The sequence below is a fragment of the Hahella sp. CR1 genome, assembly GCF_029813005.1.
Taxonomy (GTDB): domain Bacteria; phylum Pseudomonadota; class Gammaproteobacteria; order Pseudomonadales; family Oleiphilaceae; genus Hahella.
This window is the reverse complement of sequence record NZ_JAPELK010000004.1, coordinates 417,211-443,348: the sequence shown is the minus strand read 5'-3', so window position 1 is coordinate 443,348 and position 26,138 is coordinate 417,211. Positions and strand designations below refer to the sequence as shown.

Sequence of the window (26,138 nt, the reverse complement as noted above, 5' to 3'; positions counted from 1 at the left end):
GGATTCTGCCGGGAGCAGGCAGAAATTACTATTTCCCAATATAGGTATACACGGAACCCAGTTGCTCAGGGCCGGATTGAGTCACCTGCAGATCTTTGAGCAACCCGTCGCTAAGCCCATAGCACCATCCATGCACTGACAACGGCTGCCCTCTGCTCCAGGCGTTCTGAACGATGCCTGTATGGCAAACGTGGCGCACCTGATGCATGACATTGAGCTCGCACATGCGGTTGACGCGCTCGCCCATGTCTTCAATGGCGTCCACTTCATCCTGATGTTGGGCGTAAATATCCTTGATATGCCGCAACCAGTTGTCGATCAAGCCGAACTGATCCGCGCCCAGCGCCGCACGCACGCCGCCACAGCCGTAATGGCCGGTGACGATAATGTGCCGCACCTTCAGGACTTCCACCGCAAACTGGATGGAGGAAAGGCAATTGAGATCAGAGTTGACCACCACGTTAGCGACGTTGCGGTGCACAAAGACCTCTCCAGGCAGCATACCGACGATTTCATTCGCCGGCACGCGGCTGTCGGAGCAGCCGATCCACATAAAAGTGGGCGCCTGTTGGCGCTCCAAAGTAGGAAAAAAGTCGGGATCAGCCTTACGGATTTTCTCCGACCATTTTTTGTTGTTTATAAGAAGCTGATTAATTTCGTCCATCTATCACACACGATAATAGTCACGATACCATTCAACAAATTTCTTAACGCCCTCTTCCACTGTCGTGGAGGGACGATAACCCACGTCGTCGATCAGCGCCTGCACATCCGCATAGGTGGCGGGCACATCACCAGGCTGCATGGGCAGCAGATTTCTTTCCGCTTTTTTGCCCAGGCACTCTTCCAGAATTTCTATATAGCGGGACAGCTCCACCGGATTGTTGCTGCCGATGTTGTAAATGCGATACGGCGCTTTGCTGGTGCCAGGATCAGGCTGCATGCCGTCCCATTCCAGGTTGCTTGGAGCCACGTGATCCAGCGTACGGATGATGCCTTCCACAATATCGTCGATATAAGTGAAGTCGCGCTTGTGCTTGCCATAGTTGAATACGTCGATTGGCTCGCCAGCGATGATTTTGCGCGTAAAAATAAATAGCGCCATATCCGGACGCCCCCAAGGACCGTACACAGTAAAGAAGCGTAAACCCGTCGTCGGAATCCCATACAGCGAACTATAGGTATGGGACATCAGCTCATTGGACTTCTTGGTCGCCGCATACAGGCTCAAAGGGTGATCCACATTGTCATGCACGGAGAAAGGCATGGATTCATTAGCGCCGTATACAGAGCTGCTGGAAGCGTAAACCAGATGATCAACCTTGTTATGACGGCAGCCTTCCAGAATATTCATGTGCCCCACCAGGTTCGCGGACACATAGGCATGCGGGTTTTCGATGGAGTAACGAACACCGGCCTGAGCGGCAAGGTGAACCACGCGATCAGGCTTGTGTTTGGCGAATAGCGCTTCAATGCCTTCGCGATCCGCGACATCCAGGCGCACATCAGTAAAGCCTTTGTATGGCGTCAAACGTGCGAGACGGGCTTCTTTCAGGGAAACTTCATAATAATCATTGAGATTATCAACACCGATAACCTCATCCCCACGATCCAGCAGCCTCAATGCGACATGAGAGCCGATAAAGCCGGCCGTTCCTGTTACTAATACTTTCATTTTACATCCCCCTATACGAATTCAGTCTCGAAGCGCGCCAGGCGAAAAACAGTGCGCCAGGCGCTCAAAAACAACTCAAACGCCCTGCAAACAATCAGGGCGCAATCACATCAGAAATGAACGCTTACTCCGAGATATGGTCCGCCGATATTCACATCAGCGTCCACATCGCTGACATCGTCCAGCTCCAGTTGCATTTCACGCCAACCCAGCTCAACGCCCACCACCTCAATTTCATAGTTGATGCGGGCGGTAACGTCGAGCATACGGTTGTCGCTGTATTTCAGGCCTGCAAGAGATGCGCCGGCGCTTAAGCCGGTAAGAGGAAGGTCTACACCCACTGCGCCGTACAGCATTGGCACGACTTCGTCGATGGCTGTGGTGCTTTCATTCGTGGATGCGCCTTTTTGCTTAATAGTGATCTCACCGTCAAAAATACGGGCCTGCAGACCAAGGTCAAGTGATACGACATTATCTAAAAGACGCCAATAGGCTATAAGGTCGGTATGAGTCAGATCTACATCGGTGTCGACATCGCCAGTAAAGGTCACGCCATCGAATGTTTTGGTCAACGTGCCTTGGCCGTTCTGGCTCAGCTCGGTGTACTGCAGACGCAAATTGGGCAGCCCGGGAACAAAGTGCTCAAACGCCACATAGCCCTGAATGAATGTGTCGTCGCCCAATCCCAGATCATTTTCCAGATCCACGGATTCTGAACCCGACTGGACGTCGCCGGTAAAGTCCGCGTTCCAGCCGCTCACGCCGGCGAACAGCCCAATCGTATCAGCATAAGCGCCGTTACAGGCAATCGCCGCCAATAACGTCATCGTTGCTCTTTTCATTAATTATTCCTCTATTTCATTGGCGAATAGCCCGCCCTGCTTTACCAGATGGGCTTAAAGTAATGAGAGGAGCCTGCGTCAGGCCGGGCGTCGTGCGAAGGCTCCCGGGCACAGCTTAATTATTGATTATGAACGCTTGCTGAACCAACTTTATTTACAAAAAGGGCCGGCGATGGCCGGCCCGATTAGGAGAGTGATTAGAACTGGACGCCTAACCTGCGGCCGACTTCTTCGTAATATTCGATGACGTCGCCCAGATCCTGACGGAAACGGTCCTTGTCCATTTTCTCACCAGTGGCCTTGTCCCAGATACGGCAGCCGTCAGGGCTGAATTCATCGCCCAGCGTGACTTTTCCGTCAACCAGGCCGAACTCCAGCTTGTAGTCCACCAGGGTCATGCCGGCGGCGTCGAACAAAGACTTCAGAATCTCGTTCACTTTGAAAGTCTGCGCCTTCATTTCCTCAAGCTGTTCGTCCGTCGCCCAACCGAAAGCCCGCGCATGATGCTCATTAATCATCGGATCATGCAGCTCATCGTTCTTCAGGAACAGTTCGTAAGTAGGAGGAGTCAGTTCCATGCCTTCACGAATTCCCAGACGGCGACACAGGCTGCCGGCGGCCACGTTACGCACAACGCACTCCACAGGAATCATCTGCAAGCGCTTAACCAGGGACTCACGCTCGGAAAGCAGGCGAACAAAATGGACGGGCACGCCAGCTTCCGCCAACTTGCTCATAATGAAAGCATTGAATTTATTGTTTACTTCACCCTTGCGGCTCAGCTTCGCTTTCTTTACACCGTCGAAAGCGGAAGTATCGTCACGGAACTCCATTACAAACAGGTCCGCGTCATCCGTTTTAAAGATCGACTTGGCTTTTCCAGAATACAGCTCTTCGAGCTTTTGCATTGAGGGCGTCTCCGCAGTTAGTTGAATTAAGACATGTTATCCAGAATCTTGTTCAGCAGGATCAACTGCTCTTGCCGGCCAACGTCCGAGGACGTTGGTTCGGAGGATATGTGTACGCCATCGTCTGCGGGAGACAGCAAAACACGGAAGTTGAATCTGTCGGACAGTTTCTCTTCCTCTTTACCGCCAAACCAGCCAGACCACCAGCTTGTGTTTTTCTCATGCTCTTTCTCGACGAAGCGCACGAAGTACACACCCTCGCTCCGGTTGATATCAATCACGGGAATGCGGCTGTCATTCAACGCCTGCCCCAGCGCAAACCAGGCGCGGTCATAATTGAGATCCACCCGCAGATAGGGCTGATCAGCATTCTCCACCAGCGATACGCGAGACTCGCCGCCGATATTCTGAGCCACCAGTGAGTAACTACCCAGGCTCTCGCCTTGATCGCTCATATACTGACGCATATCCGTCAACAGGCTTTCCTGCTGAGGCGTTGGCCCCATCAATGGCATACCCTGGACCGTCACTCGAACTTCCGAGCTCAGTCTTTTCAAACCTTGCTGCACTCGCACCTGCAGTTGCAACTGCTCATTATTGACGTAAGGCTGCAACTGCATTTTGCTGACAAACTCAGACGCTTTCAGCGAGTTCATCGGCAGGCTCACCTGCATACGTCCTTCCGCGGTATCCACTTCCGCCACGCTGCCGCCGATGGACTCCCAATAGCGTTTCAGCGCAGGCCAAACTTTTCCTGGCGGCTCACTGGCCAGCAACCAGATATCGTCAGCCGTTTTCTTGATGGCGAAATGCTCTTGCAACAGATCAGAGCCAGGCGCTGGCGGAGGCGGGACCACGAAGTCCTTGCTGGCGACAAACGCCTTTTCCGCGTGCGGCACAGGGAAACGGTCCTGCAGGCGACGGGTGGAATACCACTCCGGCACGACCAAAGGATCGCCGCGCTCAGCCTGCATATATTGATTGGAACGGTCAGTCATGAGACTACATCCCGACAGCCCCGCCGCAATAAGAACACTACTTAATAAACGTTTCATCAAAACAGAGGCCGTCCGTTATTCGCTAATCAGGTCCAACGCCATTAGAGCGTCGCGCACTTGAGGTCTGCGTTCAGAGCTCAACTCCGTCAGTGGGAGACGAATTCCGGAACTGATCAGCCCCATTTCAGCCATCGCCCACTTCACCGGGATCGGGTTGGATTCAACGAACATGGCGCTATGCAGCGGTTGCAGTTTCTCCTGCAGGGCGCGAGCGGCATCCGCATCGCCTTTCAGAGCAAACTCACACAGGCTGGACAATAATTTAGGCGCTACGTTGGCGGTGACGGAAATATTGCCTTTGCCGCCGGCGAGCATTAACTCAACCGCAGTGCCGTCATCCCCAGAGTAAACCGCAAACCCCTCAGGGGAAGCGTTAATAAGCTGCCGCCCTCTTTCCAGGTTACCCGTCGCGTCTTTAATCCCCACTATATTAGGGATCTGCGCCAATCGCAGCGCGGTCTCATTGGACATATCGCAGGCGGTGCGCCCTGGCACGTTGTAAAGAATCTGTGGAATATCGACGGCTTCCGCCAGCTTTTTGAAATGCTGGAAAAGACCTTCCTGAGTGGGCTTGTTGTAGTAGGGAGTTACCAGAAGACAGGCGTCAGCGCCGGCTTTTTTCGCCTGCGCCGTGAGATGCAGGGCTTCGGTCGTGGAGTTGGCGCCCGTGCCTGCAATAACGGGGATGCGTCCGTTGACGTAATCCACCACCCGCTTGATAACTGTTTCGTGCTCTTCAAAATCCAGGGTCGCGGACTCCCCTGTGGTGCCTACGGCGACAATGCCGTGAGTGCCGTTATCAATATGAAAATCGAGCAATCGGTCAAGGTTTGGCCAGTCAATGGAGCCATCCTCAAGCATGGGAGTCACCAATGCAACCAAGCTACCTTTTATCATCTTGTTCTCCACGTATTAACAACTAGTTCTTTACGCACTAAACCGGCGTCGCAGGACGCTTGTGGAATAAAACGCGCCGCCTATGGACAACGCTCGCCATCCATGCGGAATAGGAATGCCATGAATAATTCCGGAATGTGCTGTAAAGCGATTTCACAACAGCGCTTGGACGGCGCCGAGAGCCCTTCCTCTACTAACCCGGGTATGGTACTTCCCACCCTTAATATTAACAAGACTGGCGCGGATAAAAGGACCCGCAACGCCACGCCCCGGGGACACTTGACAGTGGCGGGGGCCCGGAGGAGTATGTGCGTTGCAATCCATCTACACATATACATTAAGAATGGGAAATACATTGCCTAGAGAAAATTATCTGGTCATTTCCGCTATTGGCGAAGACCGCCCGGGAATCGTTAACGAATTGGCCAAAGCCTGCTCAGACTACCAGTGCAACATTGTCGACAGTCGCATGACGGTGCTGGGAACCGAATTCGCCCTGGTTATGATGGTGTCCGGCAGCTGGGACGCCATCGCCAAACTGGAAAATATAATCCCCCCGTTGGCCCGCAAGCTTGATCTAAACCTGATCATTAAACAGACTCAGGCCCGACGCCCAGCGCGCGCGCTCACTTATAACGTCAATGTAGTGGCGCTGGATCACCCAGGCATCGTCTACCGGATTGCGCAGTTCTTTTATTCCCGCAAAATCAATATTGATGAGCTACAGACCAACACCTACAGCGCCCCGCATTCCGGCACGCAGATGTTTAATATCAACATGACCGTAAACATTCCTGCGGATATGCACTTGGCGAGTTTGCGCGAAGAGTTCATGCTGTTCTGCGACGACCTTAATCTGGACGCAGTACTGGAGCCAATGCGCTCAATTTAACTTAGCGCGATATACATCCGTCATCAGAGCGCCAACGTAAAACGCACAGTTAGGCGCTCCGCGCATCTATTAATCCCCATCAATTCGACCGTAACAGAAATAAGGAGCCACCATGGCGCAACCAGGACAAGCCGTTCCCGATTTCGAGGCCCAGGCCACCCCGGATCAAACCGTTCGACTGAGCGACCTGAAAGGCAAAAATGTCGTCATTTATTTCTACCCTAAGGACCATACTCCAGGGTGCACCACAGAAGGCCAGGATTTCAGAGATAACTACGCCGAATTCGAAAAGCTGAACACAGTGGTGTTCGGCGTCTCTAAAGACAGCCTGAAAACCCACCAAAATTTCAAAGCCAAACACGACTTCCCATTCGAACTCATCACGGACCCGGACGAGGTCGTATGCAAGGTATTCGACGTCATCAAACTGAAGAAGCTTTATGGCAAGGAATATATGGGAATTGATCGCTCAACCTTTCTCATTGACGCCGAAGGCGTGCTGCGCAACGAGTGGCGCAAAGTAAAGGTGAAAGGACACGTAGCGGAAGTACTGGAAGCCGCCAAAGCGTTGTAAAGGCAGCCAAAGAACTTTCTTGATTTTATGGACGAGCCCGGATCGCCGGGCTCGTCCTGACATTACACTCCCGCCGCTTTGACGGTTGGCCAGGCTGAAAAGATCGCCTTCAATAAGGTCGCCAGAGGAATCGCGAAAAACACTCCCCAAATACCCCACAACCCGCCAAATACCAATACGCTGACAATAATCACCACTGGATGCAGGTTCACCACTTCGGAGAACAACAATGGCACCAATACATTACCATCCAGCGCCTGAATAACGCCGTAGGCCACCATCAACCAGATGAAATCAGGCCCCCATCCCCACTGAAACAGCGCAATCAACGCCACAGGAATGGTCACAATAGCCGCGCCAATGTAGGGAATCACCACCGACAGCCCAACCAGAACCGCCAACAGCAGAGAATAGTTGAGCCCCATCAGTACGAATGCGACATAGGTCGCCACTCCCACTATCAGAATCTCCAACACCTTGCCACGGATGTAGTTGGCGAACTGCATGTTGGCCTCCGCCCAGATATTGGTCATTAAGCGACGCTCTGTCGGCAGCAGCGTCGATAGCGAATTCAAAATGACGCCGCGATCTTTCAGGAAGAAGAACACCATGATCGGCACCAGCACCGCATAGATCATGATCGCAAGCAAAGTGGGAATGCTGGATAAAGAGAAAGAGAAAACCCACTGCGTGATTTTGCTCACTTCTGTCGTCAATTGACGAGACAGCCCCACCACACTCTCTTCCGTAAAGAATTGAGGGTATTGCTCAGGCAGGAGTTTTATCAAGGTTTGCAGATTGGTCATCATGGTGGGCAGCTCCTGAAATAAGGAGGTGACCTGACGCACCATCAACGGAAGGATCAGCAGCACGCTCGCCAGCGTCACGCCTACGAATAGCGCAAATACGGAAAGCACTGCATAAATATGCCCCATTCCCAGACGCTGCAGCTTGATCACCAACCCCTGCAAAATATAAGCAATGACAATACTGCCGATCACCGGCGCCAGCATGGCGCCGAAAAACGCCATTACCAGAACGCCCGCCACCAGCAGGATAAACAGAATGACGGCTTCCTCATCAGAGAAGTACTTGTCAAACCAGCTCTTAAATACTTTTAACATCGAAATGCGCTCACATCTAATGTCACCGGAGAGAATCAGCCGCGCAAGATCAGGAAATGAAACTCGCCCTCTTCCACCCTGCTCTCCACCAGAGTGTGCGCACTAAGTTGCAAATAGGAAGAAAAATCCCTTTGCGAACCTGGATCAGTCGTTAACACCAACAATTGTTCGCCAGCGGCCATTGCATTCAGTTTCTGCTTGGCCTTCAACAACGGCATCGGGCATTTCAAGCCCCTCAAATCAAGCGTGCTGACCGCCGCTTCCTGATTAGACATCGCCCCTCCAAATACCGGTTGATTCGCCCCGCATGATAGGGATATCAACTACATATTGCTATATTGTAATTGATAAGACGTCACTTCTTTCCGCCGATTGACGTACAATCTCAGGCGTTAAAGTATTAGAAGATTTCTCCAAAACAGCTTAAAGTCGTGTAAATCACGCATTCCGCCATTTGACGGATTCTGCTGCCGAAACCTGGTCCCATGCGCAAAAAATACCTTATCCCATTACTGTTCAGCCTGACTCTTTCCCCCGTCACTCACGCCGACGAATCCACGCTACCGGAGCTGGGCGACAGCAGCGGCGCAATCATTACGCCCGCTCAAGAGCAAGCACTGGGACAAGCCTGGCTGCGCTCTCTGCGTTCTCAGCTTCCTACGTACGCCGATCCGTTACTGACAGTTTACGTGCGAGACCTGATCTACAAACTAGCGCCCAACAGCGAGCTGCAGGACCACAACCTGACCACGGTAGTCGTCGACTCTAATATCCTGAACGCATTCGCCGTTCCCGGCGGCGTTATAGGCGTCAACGCCGGCTTGTTTTTGTATGCCCAGAGCGAACAGGAAATGGCCGGCGTGCTCGCTCACGAAATCGCCCACTTAAGCCAACGCCATTTCGCCCGACGCCTGGAAGAAAGCAAGATGCACACGGCTCTCAACATGGCGGGAATTCTAGCAAGCGTGATTATCGCCGCCACTGCCGGTTCAGATGCTGGCGTCGCAGCCTTAGCCTCAACACAGGCCTATTCGATACAGGAACAATTGAGCTATAGCAGACAGAACGAGCAGGAAGCGGACCGGCTCGGTCTGGAAACCCTCGCAGCCAGCGGCATGGAGCCTCGCGCCATGTCCACCATGTTTGAAAAGATGCTGCGCAACAACCGCTACGCACAGCAATTTCCTGAATACCTGCGCACTCACCCTCTGACAGAGAGCCGCGTATCGGACACCGCCGCCAGAGCCGCCAACTATCCAGCCGGCGTATACGAAGAAGACCCAGACTACTACATCATGCAAAGCCGCGTGCTTTTGCATTACGCCAAGAACGCTGAGGACGCCTTTAATCTTTTCAAGGCGCAAGCCACCGGCGGCACAGAAAATTCGCGTTTGGCGGCGTTGTACGGACAAGTGATCAGCGCCAACAAAGTGGAGCGCCCACAGGACGCCAAAGAGGCAATGGAGCAACTGCTTAAAGCAGACAGCAATCGAATCTCCATCGTCATCGCCTATGCGGACTGGCTGGCGGCAAGCAAAAGAAACGATGAAGCCATTCAGGTGCTCAACAAGCATCTGCAGCGCAGTCCAGGCAACTATCCGCTCAGCATGGATTTAGCTCGCCTGCTGAATCAACGGGGCGATCACAAGGAGGCGGAACGCCTGCTACGCGGATTAACCTCCAGTTACGGCGCCGAGCCCAGCCTCTGGTATGAACTGGCGGAAACCCATGGATTGGCCGGTTCAATCGCCGAGCTGCATCAGGCGCGAGCGGAATATTTCTATCTGACCGGCAATATCGCCAAAGCAACGCAACAGTTACGTCAGGCGCTCAGCAAAAGTGAAGGGAACTATCAAAGAATGGCGGTCATCCAAAAGCGGATGAAAGACTTTGCCGAGGCAGGAAAGGAATTTAAGTTTTAGCACTAAAGGCGCTCCATATCGAAGCGCCTTCATAGCCATATGATTACGCGTTGCCTTTTACAGCCATCTGGCGCTCTTTGGAGAAGTTAAGCATCCGCTGCAATGGAATAAGCGCCTTCTCCCGCAAATCCGCTTCCACGATAATTTCCTGACGCTTACTGATCAAAACGTCACGCAAATTCTCCAGTCCGTTCATCGCCATCCAGGGACAGTGCGCGCAGCTTCTACAAGTAGCGCCATTCCCAGCAGTCGGCGCCTCGATAAGCGTTTTCTCTGGAGCCATTTGCTGCATCTTATAGAAAATGCCAGCATCGGTTGCGACGATGAATTGCTCGTTCGACATGTTCTTGACCGCGTTGATCAACTGCGACGTAGAGCCTACAACGTCCGCCATCTCCACGACAGCCTCCGGCGATTCAGGATGCACCAATACCGCAGCGTCAGGATAAAGCTGCTTGAGGTCAGACAAACCTTTTGATTTGAACTCCTCATGCACGATACAAGAGCCATCCCACAGCAGGACATCCGCTCCAGTCTTGTTTTTCACATAGCCGCCCAGATGCTTGTCAGGAGCCCATATGATCTTCTCGCCCCGCTCATGCAGGAATTCGACGATATCCAGGGCGATGCTGGATGTGACCACCCAGTCTGCGCGCGCCTTCACCGCCGCGGAAGTATTCGCGTACACCACTACCGTGCGGTCTTTGTGTTCATCACAGAACGCAGAGAACTCTTCTACGGGGCAACCGATGTCCAGTGAGCATGTCGCCTCCAGAGTGGGCATCAGAACCGTTTTCTCAGGGTTAAGGATCTTCGCCGTCTCCCCCATAAAACGAACGCCACACACCATCAGAGTGGACGCTGGATGTTGATTGCCAAAACGGGCCATCTCCAGAGAGTCTGCGACGCAGCCTCCGGTCTCTTCCGCCAACGCCTGCAACAAAGGATCAGTGTAATAATGAGCCACCAGCACAGCGTCTTCCTGCACCAACAGCTCTTTTATCTCCGCCTTCAGGCGCTCCGCTTCCTCCGGACTTAATTCACTGGCTTCGTGCTCTCGAGCGAGATGCTCCTGAACAAAAATTCGGTCGCTTATAGCACTCATCAATTTTGACCCGTATTTAATAGTATTTTGTATCCACAGCATTTTACCGCCACAGCAACATTATACGACATGATGAACGCCGATTAAGCCTTTCATCGATATACGGATAAGGAGCGCAAGGAACTGGAGTGCGAGAGAAACAAAAACGGGGCCTTGAAGGCCCCGCTTTGCGAAGAATGGTGGGTCGTGATGGATTCGAACCATCGACCAATTGGTTAAAAGCCAACTGCTCTACCGACTGAGCTAACGACCCAAGAAACTTTCTTGGATGATTATCGTCTCGATGACGACAATCTGGAATTTAATGGTGGGTCGTGATGGATTCGAACCATCGACCAATTGGTTAAAAGCCAACTGCTCTACCGACTGAGCTAACGACCCAAGCGAGGCGCATATACTACTGATTCTGAGGGAAATGACAAGAGGTTTTTTCAAATTTTTTTCAGAAAAAACGCATCTTTTTTTCAGGCGCCCTCACTGCACCTGTCTTAAATAATCTTTCGCCAAATTTGCAGGGGAAGTGCCCGGAAAACGGCTGACTGTTTCACTCAAATACTTCTTCGCTTCAGCGTTATCGCCCAAACGATGAAAGGTAACGCCAAGCTTATACATGGCGTCTGGAGCCTTTCTATGTTCTGGATACTTTCCCACAACCACAACAAACGCCTGACGCGCCTGCTCGAGCTTAGGAATCACCAGATACACCTCTCCCAACCAATAATACGCATTAGCGGAAAGATCAGACTCTGGATACTTTTTGATGAAAGCATGTAAGGCTTCCACTGCTTTGTCATACTCGCGCCGCTTGATCAAATCAAACGCCTGATCATACTCTTGTTGCTCCGCTGCGGAGGGAGGCGCTTTATTTGGCGTCAACACCAGCGACTCATCCGAGCTGCTCGCAGGGCCCGGAGTTGGCGTAACTGACGCATCCACGCCTGTCGTTGGCGCAGGTCCGTCAACAGCGACAGGGGGACGGGTTTCCCGCGTCTGAGTCCCCTGGCGCTGCAACTCCAATATTCGCCGATCCAGATCAATGTAGCGCTCACGCTCTTGCTTCTTCATCTGGTCAACCTGATGCCTGAGCTCTTCCACTTGCCCTCTGAGCTCCCTCACCTCCTGTTGCATCTGCTCAAACATGTAGAGCATTTCCGCCGCAGAACCGCCCGCAGAAGGGGCTTGCTGTTGCGCCGGACGCACCTGCAGCACTGGCGTCGTCGTTGACGAAGCCGCCAACGCCAGTGGAGACAATGCTCCACACGCCAATACGCCAAGGAGAGTTACCTTCCGAATAGTTTTCTTAGACATCAGTTCGGCTATCCGTCCTTAATAGTTCAAATAAGATTACTTGTACTCAATCACTACGCGACGGTTCTTGTTCCAAGCTGCTTCGTTGTGAGAAGGATCAACCGGGAACTCTTCACCGTAGCTAACAGTTTCGATCTGGCTATCGCTGGCGCCATTGACCACCAGGAAACGCTCGATCGCCTGCGCGCGACGCTCGCCCAACGCAAGGTTGTATTCTTTAGTGCCACGCTCATCGGCATAGCCGTTCAGAACTACTTTTACTGCAGGGTTAGCCGCCAGCAACGCCGCGTGAGCGCGCAGAGACATGTGAGAATCTGGCTTCACGATAGTTTTGTCGAAATCGAAGTAGAATACGCGCACTTCACGCAGAGCATCTTGCTCTGCAGTCATTGCGTTTTGCTCAGCCAGACGCTGCTGCTCAGCCAATTCTTCTTCAGACAAACCAGTGCCGTTGCCCAGGCCAACGCCGCCTGCGTCAGCGCCGTCTTGATCAACTACGCCAACAGTTTCGTCTGGTTTGGTATCGGTTGAAGTACAACCTGCTGCAATAAAAGAGACCAACACCAGCGCGAAAATATTACGAATACTCAGTACATTCATAGCTTTTCCTTACATACTTAGCTTGTTTTATCTTGAAATATACGGGGACCAGGCCGGTTCCCGCACGTCGCCAAACTGGGCCGGCAGGGTATACTTCGATCCGGAATTCACTCCTACAACCGCCAATACGCCCTTACCGTTTTTCTGGGTTGCATAAATTATCATACTTCCATTGGGCGCGACACTTGGAGATTCATCCATTTCGGTTTGCGTCAAAATCTGATCCTGTCCTGACTCCAAATCCAGTGACGCCACATTGAATGAACCGTCACGTTGATGAACATAATAGACCTTCTTGCCGTCAACGCTAAAACGAGGACGTGAATTATAGCGACCTTCGAAAGTCAATCTGCGGGGAGAGCCGCCAGAAGCATCCATCAAGTAGATTTGCGGGCCGCCGCCGCGATCCGAAGTAAAGGCAATAGTTCTGCCGTCAGGAGACCAGGATGCCTCAGTATCGATCGCCCAGTGATTGGTCAGTCGCTTCAGGGAATTATTACGCAGGTCCAGCACATAAAGTTCGGCATTGCCGTCTTTCGACAAAGTCACCGCCAGTTTGCTTCCGTCTGGAGACCAGGTAGGGGCGCTATTCAGGCCTTTATAAGACGTTACCTGCGTCCGTACGCCGCTGGCGACATCCTGCACGTATATGGCTGGGCGCTGAGATTCAAAAGAGACATACGCCAACTTTTTACCATCAGGAGACCAGGCAGGAGAAATAATAGGCATTGGCGACTTGTAAACCAGCTTCGAGCGACGCCCGTCTGCATCCGCCACTTCCAGCTTATAAATATTTTTGGAACCGCTCTTCTCTAAAGTGACGTAGGCGATACGCGTAGAAAATACACCACGAATTCCCGTCACCGCTTCATATACGGCATCCGCAATAGCGTGCCCCAAATCTCTCAGCTGCTCACTTTTTCCACTGATGATTTTTCCAATCACCCGTTGTTGCGACTGAACGTTATAGAGTTCGTAACGCACCTTATAGACCTGCGATGGAGCATCGTATTGAACACCGCCAACCAGCAGGTAACGCTGCCCCAGCAATCCCCAATCGCGAAAATAGATTTCCTCAGCCTTGCTGGGAATACTTAGCATTTTGGTGCGATCTAGAGGTTCTATATCTCCGGAACGCTTTAAATCCTCAGTGACAATTTGTCCGATATCTTCCGCCAGCGGTTGCCCTGACTCATTGGCGAATGGAACCACCGCCACAGGTATAGCGGCCCGACTCCCTTTATCAATTTCAATGACCAGATCGGCTCTCGCCAACCCGCTTATCAATAACACCAGTGTAAAAAAAATATGTTTTTTCATTGGAACATTTACAAATAGGCAGTGATTTTTATTTGGGACTAAAAATAATGGTTACGTTTCTGAATTCCCGATTAAACAAACTGGGATCAGAGGGTACAGAATATTTTCTTACCGCATTCGCGGCGCCAATCGCAGACTGATCGAAAGCGCTATTGCCGCTAGATTTAACAACCTTGACGGACAAAAGTTCTCCAGTTGGCAGCAACTGAAGCTGTAGCTCCGCCTTCAAGCCTTTGATCTCCCCCGGAGGCTGCAGCCAAGCCTGAACCAAAGAGGAATAAATCAGCGCTTTGTACTTCTCAACTTCAGTTAGTTCACGCTGTTGCCGCTGTGCAGAACTCTCCGCTTCAAGCTGCTCTTGCAAGCGACGCTCATACTCGGCCGCTTCCTGAGCCATTTTCAGCTCTTCCGCTTTTTTCAGCTCTTCCTGGCGCTTCTTCTCACGCGCCTCTTTCATCTGACGCTCAAGCTCTTTTTGCTTTTGCTCGGCCAGACGTTTTTCTTCCTCTTTTTTCTTACGCTCAGCGTCTTTCTTTTTACGCTCTTCTTCCGCCTTGCGTTTTTCTTCAGCCTTTTTCTTTTCTTCGGCCTTACGCTTTTCGTCTTCCTGACGTTTTTCTTCCTCTTTCTTCTTGCGCTCCTCTTCCTGCTTTTTCTTCAGCGCAATGGCCTCTTGTTCACGCTTTTTTTCCGCCGCAGCCTTACGCTCAGCTTCCTGCTTCGCCTGCTCTTGACGCTTCAACTCTTCCTGGCGCTGCCTTTCCTGATCTTGCTGTTTCTTTTGTTGCTCTTCTTCCCGCTTCGGCTCTTCTTTCTTGACCGCGGGTTTAGGCTGAGGCTTGGTCATTTGCTTCAACGTTTCTGCGTCAATCACCATCGCCTGCATATGTGGAACAACAGGAGTCGGGGGCGTATGCGCGGACCAGCCCAGAAACGCCAGACCCGCAATACCCAAGTGCAAGATAACGGAAAACAGCGCCGGACCGATGTATCCGCTTTTTGGTTGATTACCGGGGCTATCCATCACAGCTTATCTTTCACCCATAACAGCTTAAGGCTTCTCTGTAATCAGCCCGACATTCGCCACGCCAGCGTCCTTCAACGCCGCCATCAGCCCCACTATCGTTCCGTACGGCACATTACGGTCGCCTCGCACCAGGACCATCACAGACTTATTGGCCTCCCGCACGGTGCTCACCCGCTTCACTACATCATCCAGAGGCATGGGCTTGGAACGGTCGTCGCCCACTTCCACGAAGTAAGCGCCAAACGCGTCAACCGACACCACTAGAGGGGGCGTATCGGGAGAAATCTGTAACGCTTCTGACTCTGTTTGCGGCAAATCCACGTCCACGCCCTGCATCAACATGGGCGCCGTAATCATAAAAATGACCAGCAGCACCAACATGACGTCGATGTAGGGGACGACGTTGATTTCCGCCATCTGCTTTTTCTTTACGCGAGTAAAATCCAAGGATTGGTTCTCCTTTTAAGAGGACTTTGCGTGAACTCTGCGATGCAGGATGCTGGAAAACTCTTCCGCAAAAGTCTGAAAGGAATTGGCGAGACTCTCGCTTCTGGCCGAATAACGGTTGTATGCGATTACCGCCGGAATTGCGGCGAAAAGCCCCATGGCCGTTGCAATCAACGCTTCAGAAATACCCGGCGCCACGGTAGAGATAGTGGCCTGCTGAATTTGCGCGAGCCCACGGAAGGAGTTCATGATCCCCCATACCGTACCGAACAATCCGATATAAGGACTGGTGGAGCCGACTGTCGCCAGAAACGGCAAGTGGGCCTCCAACCGATCCATCTCTCTGGACATGGCGACGCGCATTGAACGCTGCGTGCCTTCCATCACTGCATCAGGATCGACGCCGGTTTGCTGGCGCAAACGAGAGAATTCTTTGAAACCGGAACGGAAGATTTGCTCCATGCCGCTATTAGGGTTCGGCGCGGCGCTGGACTCGCGGTAGAGCTGATTAAGATCCATACCGGACCAGAAACGCTCCTCAAATTTGGTGGTCGCCCTGCGCGCCAAGCCAAATATTCTGGCGCGCTGGAAGATAATCATCCAGGAGACAATCGAGGCTGCGAGCAGGATCAGCATGACAATCTGCACCAAAAAGCTGGCGTTGCTAATCAGCGCCCAAATTGAAAGTTTATCCTCCACTTATAGGACTCCTATTGCTGTTTTTATCGTGGGCGGGCCGCCGCCTTTCATAGCGGAGCCGCAAAAACTAAACGTTTATACCTTTTTGCAGCGCCGAGGCCAAATTTCCTGGAATCGGCCTGGGCTTAAAGCTGACTTTGTCGATGCAGGCGACTTTGACTCTACCCGAGACCAGCAGTTCCGCCTTAGCGCCTCGAGTGATGTTCTGCTCAAACTCCATGTAGGTGCGCCCCAATTTGACAATGTTGGCGCTTACCGCCACTTCGTCGTCAAGTCGCGCCGGGCTGTGATATTGCAAGGCTAAACTATGCACGACGAACTGGGCGTCAAGATCCACCGTCTCCAGCCTGGGGAACCCAAGAGACCGGATGAACTCGGTGCGAGCTCTTTCCATAAAACGCAGATAATTGGCGTAGAAAACGATACCGCCAGCGTCAGTGTCTTCAATATATACTCGAACGGGCCACACAAACGAGCCGGAAGTCATTAAATTCCCTTAATAAAATTTCGCCAAAAGCCTTGTCATCTCTACTCCGGCATGGTTAATCCGAAGTGATCGTACGCCGCCTGAGTCGCCACCCTGCCGCGCGGCGTGCGCATTAGGAAACCCTGTTGAATCAGATATGGCTCCACTACATCCTCGATCGTGCCCTTTTCTTCACCGATAGCCGCAGCCAGACTCTCCACGCCCACCGGACCGCCATCAAACTTTTCCATGACGGCCAGCAACAGACGGCGATCCATATGATCGAAGCCGTGCAAATCCACGTTCAGCATGTTGAGAGCCTTGTCCGCCACATCATTGGTAATGGCTCCATCCGCTTTTACTTCCGCATAATCGCGCACGCGACGCAGTAAGCGGTTGGCGATACGGGGCGTTCCTCTTGAGCGTCTGGCGATTTCATGGGCGCCGCCGTCATCAATGGATACGCCGAGCAAGCTGGCCGAACGGGAAACGATATGGCGCAAATCCTCAACCGAGTAAAACTCCAAGCGCTGCACGATTCCAAAACGGTCTCGCAGCGGCGACGTCAGCAGTCCCGCCCGGGTGGTGGCGCCCACCAGGGTAAACGGAGGCAGATCCAGTTTGATGGAGCGCGCCGCCGGCCCTTCCCCGATCATGATATCCAGCTGGTAGTCTTCCATCGCCGGGTATAACACCTCTTCAACCGCCGCGCTGAGCCGATGAATTTCATCAATGAACAGCACATCCTTCGGCTCCAGATTGGTCAATAGCGCAGCAAGATCGCCGGCTTTTTCCAATACGGGACCAGAGGTGGTTTTGATGGAGACGTCCATCTCGTTGGCGATGATATTCGCTAACGTGGTTTTACCCAGCCCAGGAGGACCGAATATCAGGGTGTGGTCTAATGCTTCCTGGCGTCCACGCGCAGCATTGATGAAGATCTCCATTTGCTCACGCACCTGAGGCTGGCCGACATAGTCTTCCAATCTTTTAGGGCGTATGGCTCGATCTTGAGAATCTTCCTGCAGAGTGGCGCTTGGCGAGATAATGCGATCTGCTTCGATCATGGGGTGTTTTTGAGGTCTTTATTGGCGTCAAACGTTCGGGGCATCATAGCGTGGCTACTTGGTTTTTACCATCCCCTTCAGGGACAGGCGGATCAGCTCATCACGCCCCATGCCGTCCTTATAGACCGCGTTAATCGCGCGACTGGCTTCCTGCGGCTTGTAGCCCAAAGCCAGTAAAGCGGCTTCCGCTTCTTCAAGATGGGAATGCCCGCCAGCAGACGGATTCAGCAGCTCCGGCGTCGCCGATTCACGATCTCCTGCGCCCCAGTCTTTGATCCGGTCACGCATTTCGATCAACAGCCTTTCTGCCGTTTTTTTACCCACGCCAGGCATCTTGGTCAGGCGAGTGAGATTATCGCCGCGAACGCACTCAACAAACTCATTCGGGGACATGTGAGACAGAATCGCCACCGCCATTTTCGGGCCCACGCCATTGACCTTCAGCAGCAAGCGAAACAGTTCGCGATCTTCGCGACGGATAAATCCGTACAACAGTTGCGCGTCTTCGCGCACCACGAAATGCGTAAATAAAGAGCAGGATTCGCCCAACTTGGGCAAGTATCCCAGCGCAGACAAAGGCACTTCCACTTCGTAACCTACGCCATTCACATCCAACAATACGAAAGGCGGATGATTTTCCGCCAACTTACCGACCAGTCTTCCTATCAAGGGAAACCTCTTCTTTTATATATCAGCCAATAATTTCAGGAGCGCAATCGTATCAAAAACCTAACACGCGACCATAAGCGGCCAACAATTAACCAGCGCTCAGTAAAAAGTACTTATCGCATGCGACCACGGCGACTGCCCGACACCGATCCAATACGCATCAAACTTTGCTGAGTATGCAGATGACAGACAGCGATCGCCAGAGCATCCGCCGCGTCCGCCTGCGGCTTGGCCTCCAAAGCCAGCATTGCCTGCATCATATGTTGCACCTGCCACTTTTCCGCATTCCCTTTACCTACGACAGACTGCTTTACCTTTTTGGCGGAGTATTCCGCCACCTGCAGTCCCTGTTCCGCCATAGCCAGAATCGCCACGCCTCGCGCCTGCCCCAGCTTCAGCGCGGAGTCCGCGTTACGAGCCATAAAAACCTGCTCAATCGCCGCTTCGTGAGGCGCATACATGCTGACGACCTGAGTTACCCCCAAATAGATACAACGCAGGCGCTCAGCCAATGTCTCCCCGGTAACGCGAATACAACCGCTGGCGACATAGCGAGGCTTGCCGCCTCCCCACTCCACCACACCATAACCCGTGAATCGCGAACCGGGGTCTATACCTAACACTTTCAACATAAATTGGCCACTTAGCCCGTCAGAGCCGTTTCATTTCTATATGAGCCGCCCGGATGACGCAAGCCTCAATAACTACGGCAACGCCAACAAAAAAGGCGGCTAAGGCCGCCTTTCAGGAGAAGCTCATGTGTAGCATGTCGCGAATTAACCGCCCATGCTCTCCAGCACTTCATCAGGAATGTCCGCATTACTGTAGACATTCTGCACATCATCCAGGTCTTCCAGCATTTCGATCAGCTTCATGACCTTTTCGCCGTTTTCCACATCCAAAGGCGCCATGGTCGCCGGCACCATGGAGACGTCCGCCGATTCTGGCGTCAAGCCCGCCGCCATCAGCGCGTCTTTGACAGACATGAAGTCTTCAGCGGCGGTTTGCACTTCCACAGAACCGTCATCATTAGCGATAACATCCTGAGCGCCCGCTTCCAGGGCCGCTTCCATCACTGCATCTTCATCAACGCCTGGCGCAAATAAAATTACGCCGGTCTTGCTGAACAAGTATGCAACGGAACCGTCAGTGCCCAGGTTGCCGCCATGCTTGCTGAATGCATGACGCACTTCCGCTACGGTGCGATTACGATTATCAGTCATAACCTCAACATACACGGCGACGCCACCAGGACCGTAGCCCTCGTAGGTCAGCTCGTCAAAGTTGGAGTCATCGCCGCCGCCTGCGCCGCGTTGAATCGCTTTCTCAATAGTGTCCTTTTTCATATTCACGGTCAGGGCTTTATCCATGACCGCGCGCAACCTTGGGTTGTCTTCAGGCAATGCTCCATTTTTCGCCGCCACGGTAATTTCCCGGATCAGCTTGGTGAATATCTTTCCGCGCTTGGCGTCTTGAGACGCTTTACGGTGCTTGATATTGGCCCACTTACTGTGCCCCGCCATGTTACTCTCCGCTAAATACTTTTACTTTCAACAAATAGATTTGCCATGCCGACGCCAAAGACAGCGCTTTGGCGTCACTCAAACTTATTCAGGCTGCTCGGTTTTACGCAGACGAATATTCAGCTCACGCAGTTGTCTCGGGTCCACTTTGCCTGGAGCCTGCGTCATCATGCACATCGCGCTCTGGGTTTTCGGGAATGCAATCACTTCACGAATAGACTGAGCGCCTGTCATCAACATAACCAGACGATCCAGACCAAACGCCAAACCACCATGTGGCGGGCAACCAAACTTCAGCGCATCCAGCAGGAAGCCGAACTTCTCTTGCGCTTCTTCCTGACCAATGCCCAGAATGCGCAGCACCGTCTCCTGCATCTCAGAATCGTGAATACGAACGGAGCCGCCGCCCAATTCGGTGCCGTTCAACACCATGTCATAAGCGCGGGACAACGCGTTTTCAGGGTCGGATTCCAGCATCTCCACCGCACAGGAAGGCGCAGTGAATGGGTGGTGAATAGCGGTCCAGCCGCCTTCGCCGTCTTCCTCAAACATGGGGAAGTCGACAACCCACAGCGGCGCCCATTGTTTCTCAAGCAGGTTAAGGTCATGGCCCAGCTTAACGCGCAATGCGCCCAGCGCTTCGTTGACAACGCGGGTCTTGTCGGTACCGAAGAAGATAATGTCGCCATCTTCCGCGCCCACACGCTCCAACAACTGGTCGATAACGTCAGCGATGTGCTTAACGATCGGAGACTGCAACCCCTCAAGACCTTTGGCTTTTTCGTTAACCTTAATATAAGGCAAGCCTTTGGCGCCGTAGATGCCAACAAACTTGGTATAGTCGTCGATCTGTTTACGGGACAGCAGTTCGCCCCCCTTGGGAAGACGCAATGCCGCCACACGGCTCTTCAGATCGTTAGCCGGACCGCTGAAAACATTGAAGCTCACGTTGGTCAACAGGTCGCCCACATCCACCAGTTCCAAAGGAATACGCAGGTCAGGCTTGTCGCTACCGTAACGATTCATCGCTTCGGCGAACGGCATACGCGGAAATTCTGGTAATTCCACCTCAAGCAGATCGCGGAACATATCCCGCACCAAACGCTCGGTGATGGACATAATTTCGTCTTCGCTTAAGAAGGAAGTCTCAATATCCACCTGGGTGAATTCAGGCTGACGGTCTGCACGCAAGTCTTCATCACGGAAGCACTTGGCGATTTGGTAGTAACGATCTACGCCGGACATCATCAGCAACTGTTTGAACAACTGTGGAGACTGCGGCAGGGCGAAGAAACTGCCTTCATGAGTACGGCTGGGCACCAGATAATCCCGTGCGCCTTCTGGAGTAGCCCGAGTCAGGATTGGCGTTTCCACATCCATGAAGCCATTGCTGTCAAGGAAGTTACGGATGTAGCTGGTGACCTTGGAGCGGAAACGCAGCTTGTTGAGCATTTCAGGGCGACGCAAGTCCATGTAGCGATAACGCAGACGTACGTCCTCGCCCACCTGAACGAATTCGTCCAACTGGAAGGGAGGCGTTTTCGCCGTGCTCAGAATCTCCAGCTGTTTGCCCAGCACTTCCACCTTACCAGTGGACATATCGGCGTTGGCCTTTCCATCAGGTCTCAAGCGCACGCGACCCGTGACTTTCACCACGAACTCATCGCGAATCTGCTCTGCCAACTGGAAAACTTCATTTGTATCAGGGTCATACACTACTTGCGCGACACCATCCCGATCTCGCAGATCCAAAAAGATGACGCCTCCGTGATCGCGACGGCGATGAACCCAACCGCACAGCGTAACTTCTTGATCTACAAGAGATTCGTTGACCTCACCGCAATAATGACTGCGCATAATCCTGATCCTGTCTTAAATTCTGATTACTGTCTGTTAATTTTCAGCCGGAGACCGCGCTCCGGCTGCATGATATGTATAAAAAAGGGCCGCGCCGATCAGTCCGCGGAACTGCTGCTTTTAGAGCTGGAACCCGCGCTAGAGGACGAAGAGCCGCTATCGCCCGCCAAGTTTTTCTTCTTGCCGGTTTTAAAATCTGTCTCATACCAGCCGCCGCCCTTCAGACGAAAACCCGCCGCTGAAATCTTCTTCTTAAACTCGGGTTTCTCGCAGCTTGGGCAGTCGGTTAACGGCGCTTCACTCAAGCTTTGTAGAACATCTTTCTCAAACCCGCAGGATTTACAAACGTATTCGTAAATCGGCATTTTTCTCTGACCTCTTTTCCAGAAAAAACCAAAAAATCATATTAAGTTAGAAGGCTTCTAGACGCCCTTGGACAGGTCATTCCACAGAGGAAGCGACCGCAGACGGACAAAAAAAGCGCTGTATTATAAACATTATTTTCCGCAAAATCAGTCCTAACCTGTAAACCCTTGATACTAGCGACTTTAGCCCCAACTATCAGGTAGCGCCTGATACGGCCGGTTGGTATATTAACCGGCGGGAACTCAAAATCACACGAGGGAACACACCTTGGCAAGTATATTGCTCGTGGACGACGATGAAGGTTTCGTCCAAGCCACGCGGACACTTCTTGAAATGCTGGGGCATAACGCCAGCTCCGCCGCCAGCGTCGCGGAAGCCAACACCATTCTGCAGGCGAATCAATTCGATATCGTATTACTTGACCTGATGCTTCCAGATGGAAGCGGCCTGCATGTGCTGGACGCCCTGAATGGCTCCCGCAAACAACCCGGCCACATCGCCATTGTCACAGGCCACCCGACTGTAAAATCACTGGTGAAAACGGTCTGTGGACCCAACATCAGCTATCTGATCAAACCCATTGATATTGAGCAGATAAAAGCGCTGATCGAAAAAACCAGCCCGGAGCAGTCGGAAATCGACGCGCCCCGCCACTTCAATAGTTTGATCGGCGAATCGCCGGCCATGCGCGAGCTTTACCAGATGATCGAACGCGTCGCCCAAACCAGAGCCAACGTGCTGCTGCAAGGCGAAAGCGGCGTCGGCAAAGAACTGGTCGCCCGCGCCATACATGCCGCCAGGGGCTCTCAAGGGCCATTCGTGGCGGCCAACTGCGGCGCGCTTTCCCGCGAGTTAATCGGCAGCGAACTGTTTGGACATGAAAAAGGCGCATTTACCGGCGCAGTCAGCAGAAAAATCGGTCTATTCGAACAAGCCAAAGGCGGCGTATTGTTTCTCGACGAAGTCACCGAGATGCCGATCGACATGCAGCCAACGCTGTTGAGAGTACTTGAAACCAATAAAGTCATCCGAGTCGGCGGCGCCGAAGAGATTCCGGTGGATTGCCGAGTGGTTTCAGCCACCAACCGCACCCAGCAACAGCTGGCGGAAGACGAATGCCTGCGTGAGGACATTTACTTCCGTCTGGCCGTATTCCCCATTCAGATTCCGCCTTTGCGGCAGCGCCGGGAAGATATTCCACTATTGGCCAGACGCTTCCTGCAGGAGCTGAACGAAGAGAATGGCTCCGCTTTCGGGCTGGGGGAAAAAAACCTCAAACGACTGCAGGATTACGACTGGCCAGGCAATGTGCGCGAGCTGCGTCACGCTATTCATCGCGCGTTCATTATGACTGATCCAGCTCAATCCGAACTGAGCCTGCCGGACAATCTCGCCTCGCCTTTCGCCCGCGAGCGACAGGGCTCCCCCGGACTGCAGGTGGGCAAAACCATAGAGGAGATGGAGCGCGAGCTTATCACCCTCACCCTTGCCCAGCTAGATGGCGACAAGCGCCGCGCGGCGGACATGCTCGGCATCAGCTTGAAAACCCTCTATAACCGCCTGAACAGCTATGGAGAGAATGAAAACACGGAAACGCCCGTATAAGTCATTTCCCAAAAAAGAGACAGGATGCCCCTATGACCCAGGAAGCCGATATCGCCAAATTAGCGCACGACCTCCGCAATCCGTTGAACAGCATTTCAGTGAATGCGGAGCTGGCCAAGCTCCAACTTCAGACCAATCGCGACAAGGAAGAAATCCTGGTGTGCGTGGAGCGCATACTGGAAGAATGCAAACGCTGTAGCGCGCGCATCAACGACTTGGTCAACGCCAGCGCAACGGATACGGACAATGCCTCATAGAAGCCCTCTACTGCTAAGCCGGCGCTGGCGTTTCGCCTTCGTCGCCGTAGCGTTGTTATTGGTCGTCAATGGACTCACTTCCTACCGCGCCATGCGCGAGTTGGTGCGCATTGAGAGCAGCGTCTCCCATACTCTGCAAGTGATCGGCATTATCAGGAACACCTTCTCGGCCATCCAGGGCGCTGAAACCGGCCAACGGGGCTACCTGATCACCGGCGACGAGGCCTATCTGGAGCCTTTCCATGACGCCATGAATTCGCTGGAGATTTACCTTAACCAGCTGCAGGCGACTGACTCGGAAATACCAGGACAGCAGGAACGCTTCCTGCGCCTGCGTCAGGTCACTCAAAGCAAGATCGGCGAAATGCGCGAGGTGATTCAACTGCGCAAAAACAGCGATGTGGCGGCCGCCACGGAAATCGTGAATACCGACAAAGGCAAGCGCCTCATGGATATCATCAGCAAGCTGGTGGAGGAAATGGAGGCGGAAGAGTATGCGCTACTGGCGCAACGACGCCACGAGTCCTACCTGAACCAACGGGAAACCATCTTCACCCTGGTGGCCGCAACACTGGCCAGCCTGGGGCTGATTGGCTTCGTTTATTACCTGCTGCAGAGAAATCTTCTCCAGCACACCCGCATTACAGAAATTCTGCGGACAGAGAATGACCTGCTGGAGGAAAAAGTCTCCGAACGCACCGCCGTGCTGACTCACTTTTCCAAAGAGCTTGAGCGCAGCAATCGGGAGTTGCAGGATTTTGCGTTCGTCGCATCCCATGATCTGCAGGAGCCGTTAAGAAAAATTCGCGCGTTTGGCGACCGTCTGCAACAAAAATACGCGGATAAGCTGGAAGACAGCGGCGCCGACTATATTCGGCGCATGCAATCCGCCGCAGAACGCATGTCGCGCCTGATTAACGACCTGCTCTCCTTTTCCCGGGTTTCCACCAAGGCGCAGCCATTCACGCAAGTGGATTTGAACGAGATTCTCGACGAAGTGCTGGAAGACCTGGAGATTCCCATCAATGAAAGCGGCGCCGAAATCAACGCGTCACCACTGCCGACCCTGGACGCGGACCCCACGCAAATGCGCCAGCTCATACAAAATCTGATTGGCAACTCATTGAAGTTTATTCCTCCTGAACAGAAGCCGCTAATCACCATCAGCGTGAAGAGCTATCAACATTCGCTACTGGAGGGAGGCGAGGAAACGGAGTGGTGCGAGCTTCGTTTCAGCGATAACGGAATCGGCTTTGAAGAAAAATTCAAAGACCGGATATTCACTCCTTTCCAGCGCCTGCACCAGCGCGGAGAATACGAGGGAACCGGCATAGGACTAGCAGTATGCCGTCGCATCGTTGAACGCCATAGCGGCGCCATTAACGCCGAGAGCGCCCCCGGTCAAGGCGCCACATTCATTGTAAACCTGCCGCTGCAGCATACGCCTATTTCTGAAATGGAGCCTGAACAATATGCCTGACACTAAAAGACCACTGGTCATTTTAATGGCGGATGACGACGAAGATGATCGACAGCTCGCCCTGGAAGCCATGCGCGAAAGCCGCGTGCTGAACGAGCTGCGATTTGTGAAAGATGGTTTTGAATTAATGCAGTATCTGCGTCGAGAAGGCGAGTTTGAAGATCCCGCCAACTCGCCGACTCCCGGCATTATCCTTCTGGACCTGAACATGCCTCGCAAAGACGGCCGCGAAGCGCTGGCGGAGATTAAGGCGGACCCGGCGCTGCGACGCACGCCAGTCGTCATTCTCACTACCTCAAAAGCAGAGCAGGATATGCTGCGCGGCTATGATCTGGGCGCCGCGTCGTACATCACCAAGCCTGTGACCTTTGAAGGACTGGTCGCCCTCATGCGCGCGCTGGGACATTACTGGGTCGAATTCGTGGAATTGCCCAATCACGGCCATTGATC

General features: G+C 52.9%; 29 protein-coding genes and 2 tRNA genes. 7 read left to right on the top strand and 24 right to left on the bottom strand.

The window, feature by feature from the left end; all coding sequences use genetic code 11:
• Positions 1 to 28 precede the first annotated feature (28 nt).
• From can to dapA, 6 genes are all read right to left on the bottom strand, one after another.
• Entirely contained in the window at positions 29 to 664 is a 636-nt protein-coding gene (gene can, locus ONV78_RS12635) for a carbonate dehydratase (protein ID WP_216737234.1), read from the bottom strand.
• A gap of 3 nt (positions 665 to 667) precedes the next feature.
• Positions 668 to 1,675, bottom strand: coding sequence for an NAD-dependent epimerase (locus ONV78_RS12630; RefSeq protein ID WP_127969325.1), 1,008 nt, complete (start codon positions 1,673 to 1,675; stop codon positions 668 to 670).
• 110 nt (positions 1,676 to 1,785) lie between these two features.
• Positions 1,786 to 2,517, bottom strand: coding sequence for a TIGR04219 family outer membrane beta-barrel protein (locus ONV78_RS12625; protein ID WP_216737236.1), 732 nt, complete (start codon positions 2,515 to 2,517; stop codon positions 1,786 to 1,788).
• 197 nt (positions 2,518 to 2,714) lie between these two features.
• Positions 2,715 to 3,425, bottom strand: a complete 711-nt coding sequence (gene purC / locus ONV78_RS12620; protein ID WP_216737237.1) for a phosphoribosylaminoimidazolesuccinocarboxamide synthase — start codon at positions 3,423 to 3,425, stop codon at positions 2,715 to 2,717.
• Between the two features lie 26 nt (positions 3,426 to 3,451).
• The gene (bamC, locus tag ONV78_RS12615; RefSeq protein ID WP_279503501.1) at positions 3,452 to 4,423 is read right to left on the bottom strand and encodes an outer membrane protein assembly factor BamC; all 972 of its coding nucleotides are present in this window, start codon (positions 4,421 to 4,423) and stop codon (positions 3,452 to 3,454) included.
• 75 nt (positions 4,424 to 4,498) lie between these two features.
• Positions 4,499 to 5,380 carry a 4-hydroxy-tetrahydrodipicolinate synthase gene (dapA, locus tag ONV78_RS12610; protein ID WP_279503488.1) on the bottom strand — a complete coding sequence of 294 codons (882 nt, stop codon included), beginning with the start codon at positions 5,378 to 5,380 and terminating at the stop codon, positions 4,499 to 4,501.
• Between the two features lie 355 nt (positions 5,381 to 5,735).
• Between dapA and ONV78_RS12605 the strand changes: the two genes are divergently transcribed.
• Positions 5,736 to 6,272, top strand: coding sequence for a glycine cleavage system protein R (locus tag ONV78_RS12605; protein WP_347815413.1), 537 nt, complete (start codon positions 5,736 to 5,738; stop codon positions 6,270 to 6,272).
• A 112-nt stretch (positions 6,273 to 6,384) separates the two neighbouring features.
• On the top strand, positions 6,385 to 6,846 hold the full coding sequence (locus ONV78_RS12600; protein ID WP_279503486.1) for a peroxiredoxin: 462 nt from the start codon (positions 6,385 to 6,387) through the stop codon (positions 6,844 to 6,846).
• A 62-nt stretch (positions 6,847 to 6,908) separates the two neighbouring features.
• Here ONV78_RS12600 and ONV78_RS12595 read toward each other — a convergent pair whose 3' ends face one another.
• Positions 6,909 to 7,970, bottom strand: coding sequence for an AI-2E family transporter (locus tag ONV78_RS12595; RefSeq protein ID WP_216737241.1), 1,062 nt, complete (start codon positions 7,968 to 7,970; stop codon positions 6,909 to 6,911).
• A gap of 35 nt (positions 7,971 to 8,005) precedes the next feature.
• Positions 8,006 to 8,245, bottom strand: coding sequence for a sulfurtransferase TusA family protein (locus tag ONV78_RS12590; RefSeq protein ID WP_279503483.1), 240 nt, complete (start codon positions 8,243 to 8,245; stop codon positions 8,006 to 8,008).
• 210 nt (positions 8,246 to 8,455) lie between these two features.
• Here ONV78_RS12590 and ONV78_RS12585 point away from each other — a divergent pair, with 210 nt between their 5' ends.
• A complete protein-coding gene (locus ONV78_RS12585; protein ID WP_279503482.1) occupies positions 8,456 to 9,892 on the top strand; it encodes a M48 family metalloprotease in 1,437 nt (478 codons plus the stop codon).
• 43 nt (positions 9,893 to 9,935) lie between these two features.
• On the opposite strand, the gene nadA is transcribed toward ONV78_RS12585, so the two are convergent.
• From nadA to ONV78_RS12505, 16 genes are all read right to left on the bottom strand, one after another.
• A complete protein-coding gene (nadA, locus tag ONV78_RS12580; protein WP_279503480.1) occupies positions 9,936 to 10,997 on the bottom strand; it encodes a quinolinate synthase NadA in 1,062 nt (353 codons plus the stop codon).
• A gap of 177 nt (positions 10,998 to 11,174) precedes the next feature.
• Positions 11,175 to 11,250 (bottom strand) — tRNA-Lys (locus tag ONV78_RS12575).
• A gap of 52 nt (positions 11,251 to 11,302) precedes the next feature.
• Positions 11,303 to 11,378, bottom strand: a tRNA-Lys gene (locus ONV78_RS12570).
• Positions 11,379 to 11,471: 93 nt separating this feature from the next.
• Positions 11,472 to 12,305 carry a tol-pal system protein YbgF gene (gene ybgF, locus ONV78_RS12565; RefSeq protein ID WP_216737243.1) on the bottom strand — a complete coding sequence of 278 codons (834 nt, stop codon included), beginning with the start codon at positions 12,303 to 12,305 and terminating at the stop codon, positions 11,472 to 11,474.
• 36 nt (positions 12,306 to 12,341) lie between these two features.
• Positions 12,342 to 12,905, bottom strand: a complete 564-nt coding sequence (pal, locus tag ONV78_RS12560) for a peptidoglycan-associated lipoprotein Pal (RefSeq protein ID WP_279503476.1) — start codon at positions 12,903 to 12,905, stop codon at positions 12,342 to 12,344.
• 27 nt (positions 12,906 to 12,932) lie between these two features.
• Positions 12,933 to 14,225, bottom strand: coding sequence for a Tol-Pal system beta propeller repeat protein TolB (tolB, locus tag ONV78_RS12555; protein ID WP_279503474.1), 1,293 nt, complete (start codon positions 14,223 to 14,225; stop codon positions 12,933 to 12,935).
• 28 nt (positions 14,226 to 14,253) lie between these two features.
• Positions 14,254 to 15,249 (bottom strand): cell envelope integrity protein TolA, encoded by a 996-nt coding sequence (tolA, locus tag ONV78_RS12550; protein ID WP_279503672.1) that lies wholly within the window; start codon positions 15,247 to 15,249, stop codon positions 14,254 to 14,256.
• Positions 15,250 to 15,276: 27 nt separating this feature from the next.
• Complete coding sequence (gene tolR / locus ONV78_RS12545; protein ID WP_253938354.1) at positions 15,277 to 15,699, bottom strand: protein TolR; 423 nt, start codon at positions 15,697 to 15,699, stop codon at positions 15,277 to 15,279.
• Positions 15,700 to 15,714: 15 nt separating this feature from the next.
• Entirely contained in the window at positions 15,715 to 16,398 is a 684-nt protein-coding gene (gene tolQ, locus ONV78_RS12540; protein WP_127969311.1) for a protein TolQ, read from the bottom strand.
• Positions 16,399 to 16,465: 67 nt separating this feature from the next.
• The gene (gene ybgC / locus ONV78_RS12535) at positions 16,466 to 16,885 is read right to left on the bottom strand and encodes a tol-pal system-associated acyl-CoA thioesterase (protein ID WP_216737247.1); all 420 of its coding nucleotides are present in this window, start codon (positions 16,883 to 16,885) and stop codon (positions 16,466 to 16,468) included.
• 41 nt (positions 16,886 to 16,926) lie between these two features.
• Complete coding sequence (gene ruvB / locus ONV78_RS12530; protein ID WP_127969309.1) at positions 16,927 to 17,931, bottom strand: Holliday junction branch migration DNA helicase RuvB; 1,005 nt, start codon at positions 17,929 to 17,931, stop codon at positions 16,927 to 16,929.
• Between the two features lie 54 nt (positions 17,932 to 17,985).
• Positions 17,986 to 18,600 (bottom strand): Holliday junction branch migration protein RuvA, encoded by a 615-nt coding sequence (gene ruvA / locus ONV78_RS12525; protein ID WP_279503470.1) that lies wholly within the window; start codon positions 18,598 to 18,600, stop codon positions 17,986 to 17,988.
• Between the two features lie 113 nt (positions 18,601 to 18,713).
• Positions 18,714 to 19,232 (bottom strand): crossover junction endodeoxyribonuclease RuvC, encoded by a 519-nt coding sequence (gene ruvC, locus ONV78_RS12520; protein ID WP_216737248.1) that lies wholly within the window; start codon positions 19,230 to 19,232, stop codon positions 18,714 to 18,716.
• A 144-nt stretch (positions 19,233 to 19,376) separates the two neighbouring features.
• On the bottom strand, positions 19,377 to 20,123 hold the full coding sequence (locus ONV78_RS12515; protein ID WP_279503469.1) for a YebC/PmpR family DNA-binding transcriptional regulator: 747 nt from the start codon (positions 20,121 to 20,123) through the stop codon (positions 19,377 to 19,379).
• An 84-nt stretch (positions 20,124 to 20,207) separates the two neighbouring features.
• Positions 20,208 to 21,980, bottom strand: a complete 1,773-nt coding sequence (gene aspS / locus ONV78_RS12510) for an aspartate--tRNA ligase (protein ID WP_279503468.1) — start codon at positions 21,978 to 21,980, stop codon at positions 20,208 to 20,210.
• Between the two features lie 98 nt (positions 21,981 to 22,078).
• Positions 22,079 to 22,345, bottom strand: coding sequence for a zinc ribbon domain-containing protein (locus ONV78_RS12505; RefSeq protein WP_011398682.1), 267 nt, complete (start codon positions 22,343 to 22,345; stop codon positions 22,079 to 22,081).
• Positions 22,346 to 22,613: 268 nt separating this feature from the next.
• Here ONV78_RS12505 and ONV78_RS12500 point away from each other — a divergent pair, with 268 nt between their 5' ends.
• The 4 genes from ONV78_RS12500 to ONV78_RS12485 are packed head-to-tail and all read left to right on the top strand — an operon-like array spanning position 22,614 to position 26,136.
• Positions 22,614 to 23,951: a sigma-54 dependent transcriptional regulator gene (locus ONV78_RS12500; RefSeq protein ID WP_279503467.1), complete on the top strand. Its 1,338-nt coding sequence runs from the start codon at positions 22,614 to 22,616 to the stop codon at positions 23,949 to 23,951.
• Positions 23,952 to 23,983: 32 nt separating this feature from the next.
• The gene (locus ONV78_RS12495; RefSeq protein WP_279503466.1) at positions 23,984 to 24,208 is read left to right on the top strand and encodes a histidine kinase dimerization/phospho-acceptor domain-containing protein; all 225 of its coding nucleotides are present in this window, start codon (positions 23,984 to 23,986) and stop codon (positions 24,206 to 24,208) included.
• Positions 24,198 to 25,688, top strand: a complete 1,491-nt coding sequence (locus tag ONV78_RS12490) for a sensor histidine kinase (RefSeq protein WP_279503464.1) — start codon at positions 24,198 to 24,200, stop codon at positions 25,686 to 25,688. The genes ONV78_RS12495 and ONV78_RS12490 overlap by 11 nt, the downstream gene beginning before the upstream one ends.
• Entirely contained in the window at positions 25,681 to 26,136 is a 456-nt protein-coding gene (locus tag ONV78_RS12485) for a response regulator (protein WP_127969302.1), read from the top strand. Before ONV78_RS12490 ends, ONV78_RS12485 begins: the two co-directional genes overlap by 8 nt.
• Positions 26,137 to 26,138 lie beyond the last annotated feature (2 nt).

Coding starts and splice junctions, on each gene's coding strand:
- tolA (WP_279503672.1), bottom strand. CDS start 15,249: ATGGATAGCCCCGGTAATCAACCAAAAAGCGGATACATCGGTCCGGCG.
- ONV78_RS12590 (WP_279503483.1), bottom strand. CDS start 8,245: ATGTCTAATCAGGAAGCGGCGGTCAGCACGCTTGATTTGAGGGGCTTG.
- can (WP_216737234.1), bottom strand. CDS start 664: ATGGACGAAATTAATCAGCTTCTTATAAACAACAAAAAATGGTCGGAG.
- ruvB (WP_127969309.1), bottom strand. CDS start 17,931: ATGATCGAAGCAGATCGCATTATCTCGCCAAGCGCCACTCTGCAGGAA.
- ONV78_RS12515 (WP_279503469.1), bottom strand. CDS start 20,123: ATGGCGGGGCACAGTAAGTGGGCCAATATCAAGCACCGTAAAGCGTCT.
- ONV78_RS12585 (WP_279503482.1), top strand. CDS start 8,456: ATGCGCAAAAAATACCTTATCCCATTACTGTTCAGCCTGACTCTTTCC.
- bamC (WP_279503501.1), bottom strand. CDS start 4,423: ATGACTGACCGTTCCAATCAATATATGCAGGCTGAGCGCGGCGATCCT.
- ONV78_RS12630 (WP_127969325.1), bottom strand. CDS start 1,675: ATGAAAGTATTAGTAACAGGAACGGCCGGCTTTATCGGCTCTCATGTC.
- purC (WP_216737237.1), bottom strand. CDS start 3,425: ATGCAAAAGCTCGAAGAGCTGTATTCTGGAAAAGCCAAGTCGATCTTT.
- ruvC (WP_216737248.1), bottom strand. CDS start 19,232: ATGTTGAAAGTGTTAGGTATAGACCCCGGTTCGCGATTCACGGGTTAT.
- ONV78_RS12490 (WP_279503464.1), top strand. CDS start 24,198: ATGCCTCATAGAAGCCCTCTACTGCTAAGCCGGCGCTGGCGTTTCGCC.
- ONV78_RS12595 (WP_216737241.1), bottom strand. CDS start 7,970: ATGTTAAAAGTATTTAAGAGCTGGTTTGACAAGTACTTCTCTGATGAG.
- nadA (WP_279503480.1), bottom strand. CDS start 10,997: ATGAGTGCTATAAGCGACCGAATTTTTGTTCAGGAGCATCTCGCTCGA.
- ONV78_RS12505 (WP_011398682.1), bottom strand. CDS start 22,345: ATGCCGATTTACGAATACGTTTGTAAATCCTGCGGGTTTGAGAAAGAT.
- pal (WP_279503476.1), bottom strand. CDS start 12,905: ATGAATGTACTGAGTATTCGTAATATTTTCGCGCTGGTGTTGGTCTCT.
- dapA (WP_279503488.1), bottom strand. CDS start 5,380: ATGATAAAAGGTAGCTTGGTTGCATTGGTGACTCCCATGCTTGAGGAT.
- tolB (WP_279503474.1), bottom strand. CDS start 14,225: ATGAAAAAACATATTTTTTTTACACTGGTGTTATTGATAAGCGGGTTG.
- ONV78_RS12495 (WP_279503466.1), top strand. CDS start 23,984: ATGACCCAGGAAGCCGATATCGCCAAATTAGCGCACGACCTCCGCAAT.
- ybgF (WP_216737243.1), bottom strand. CDS start 12,305: ATGTCTAAGAAAACTATTCGGAAGGTAACTCTCCTTGGCGTATTGGCG.
- ONV78_RS12625 (WP_216737236.1), bottom strand. CDS start 2,517: ATGAAAAGAGCAACGATGACGTTATTGGCGGCGATTGCCTGTAACGGC.
- aspS (WP_279503468.1), bottom strand. CDS start 21,980: ATGCGCAGTCATTATTGCGGTGAGGTCAACGAATCTCTTGTAGATCAA.
- ybgC (WP_216737247.1), bottom strand. CDS start 16,885: ATGACTTCCGGCTCGTTTGTGTGGCCCGTTCGAGTATATATTGAAGAC.
- ONV78_RS12485 (WP_127969302.1), top strand. CDS start 25,681: ATGCCTGACACTAAAAGACCACTGGTCATTTTAATGGCGGATGACGAC.
- ONV78_RS12600 (WP_279503486.1), top strand. CDS start 6,385: ATGGCGCAACCAGGACAAGCCGTTCCCGATTTCGAGGCCCAGGCCACC.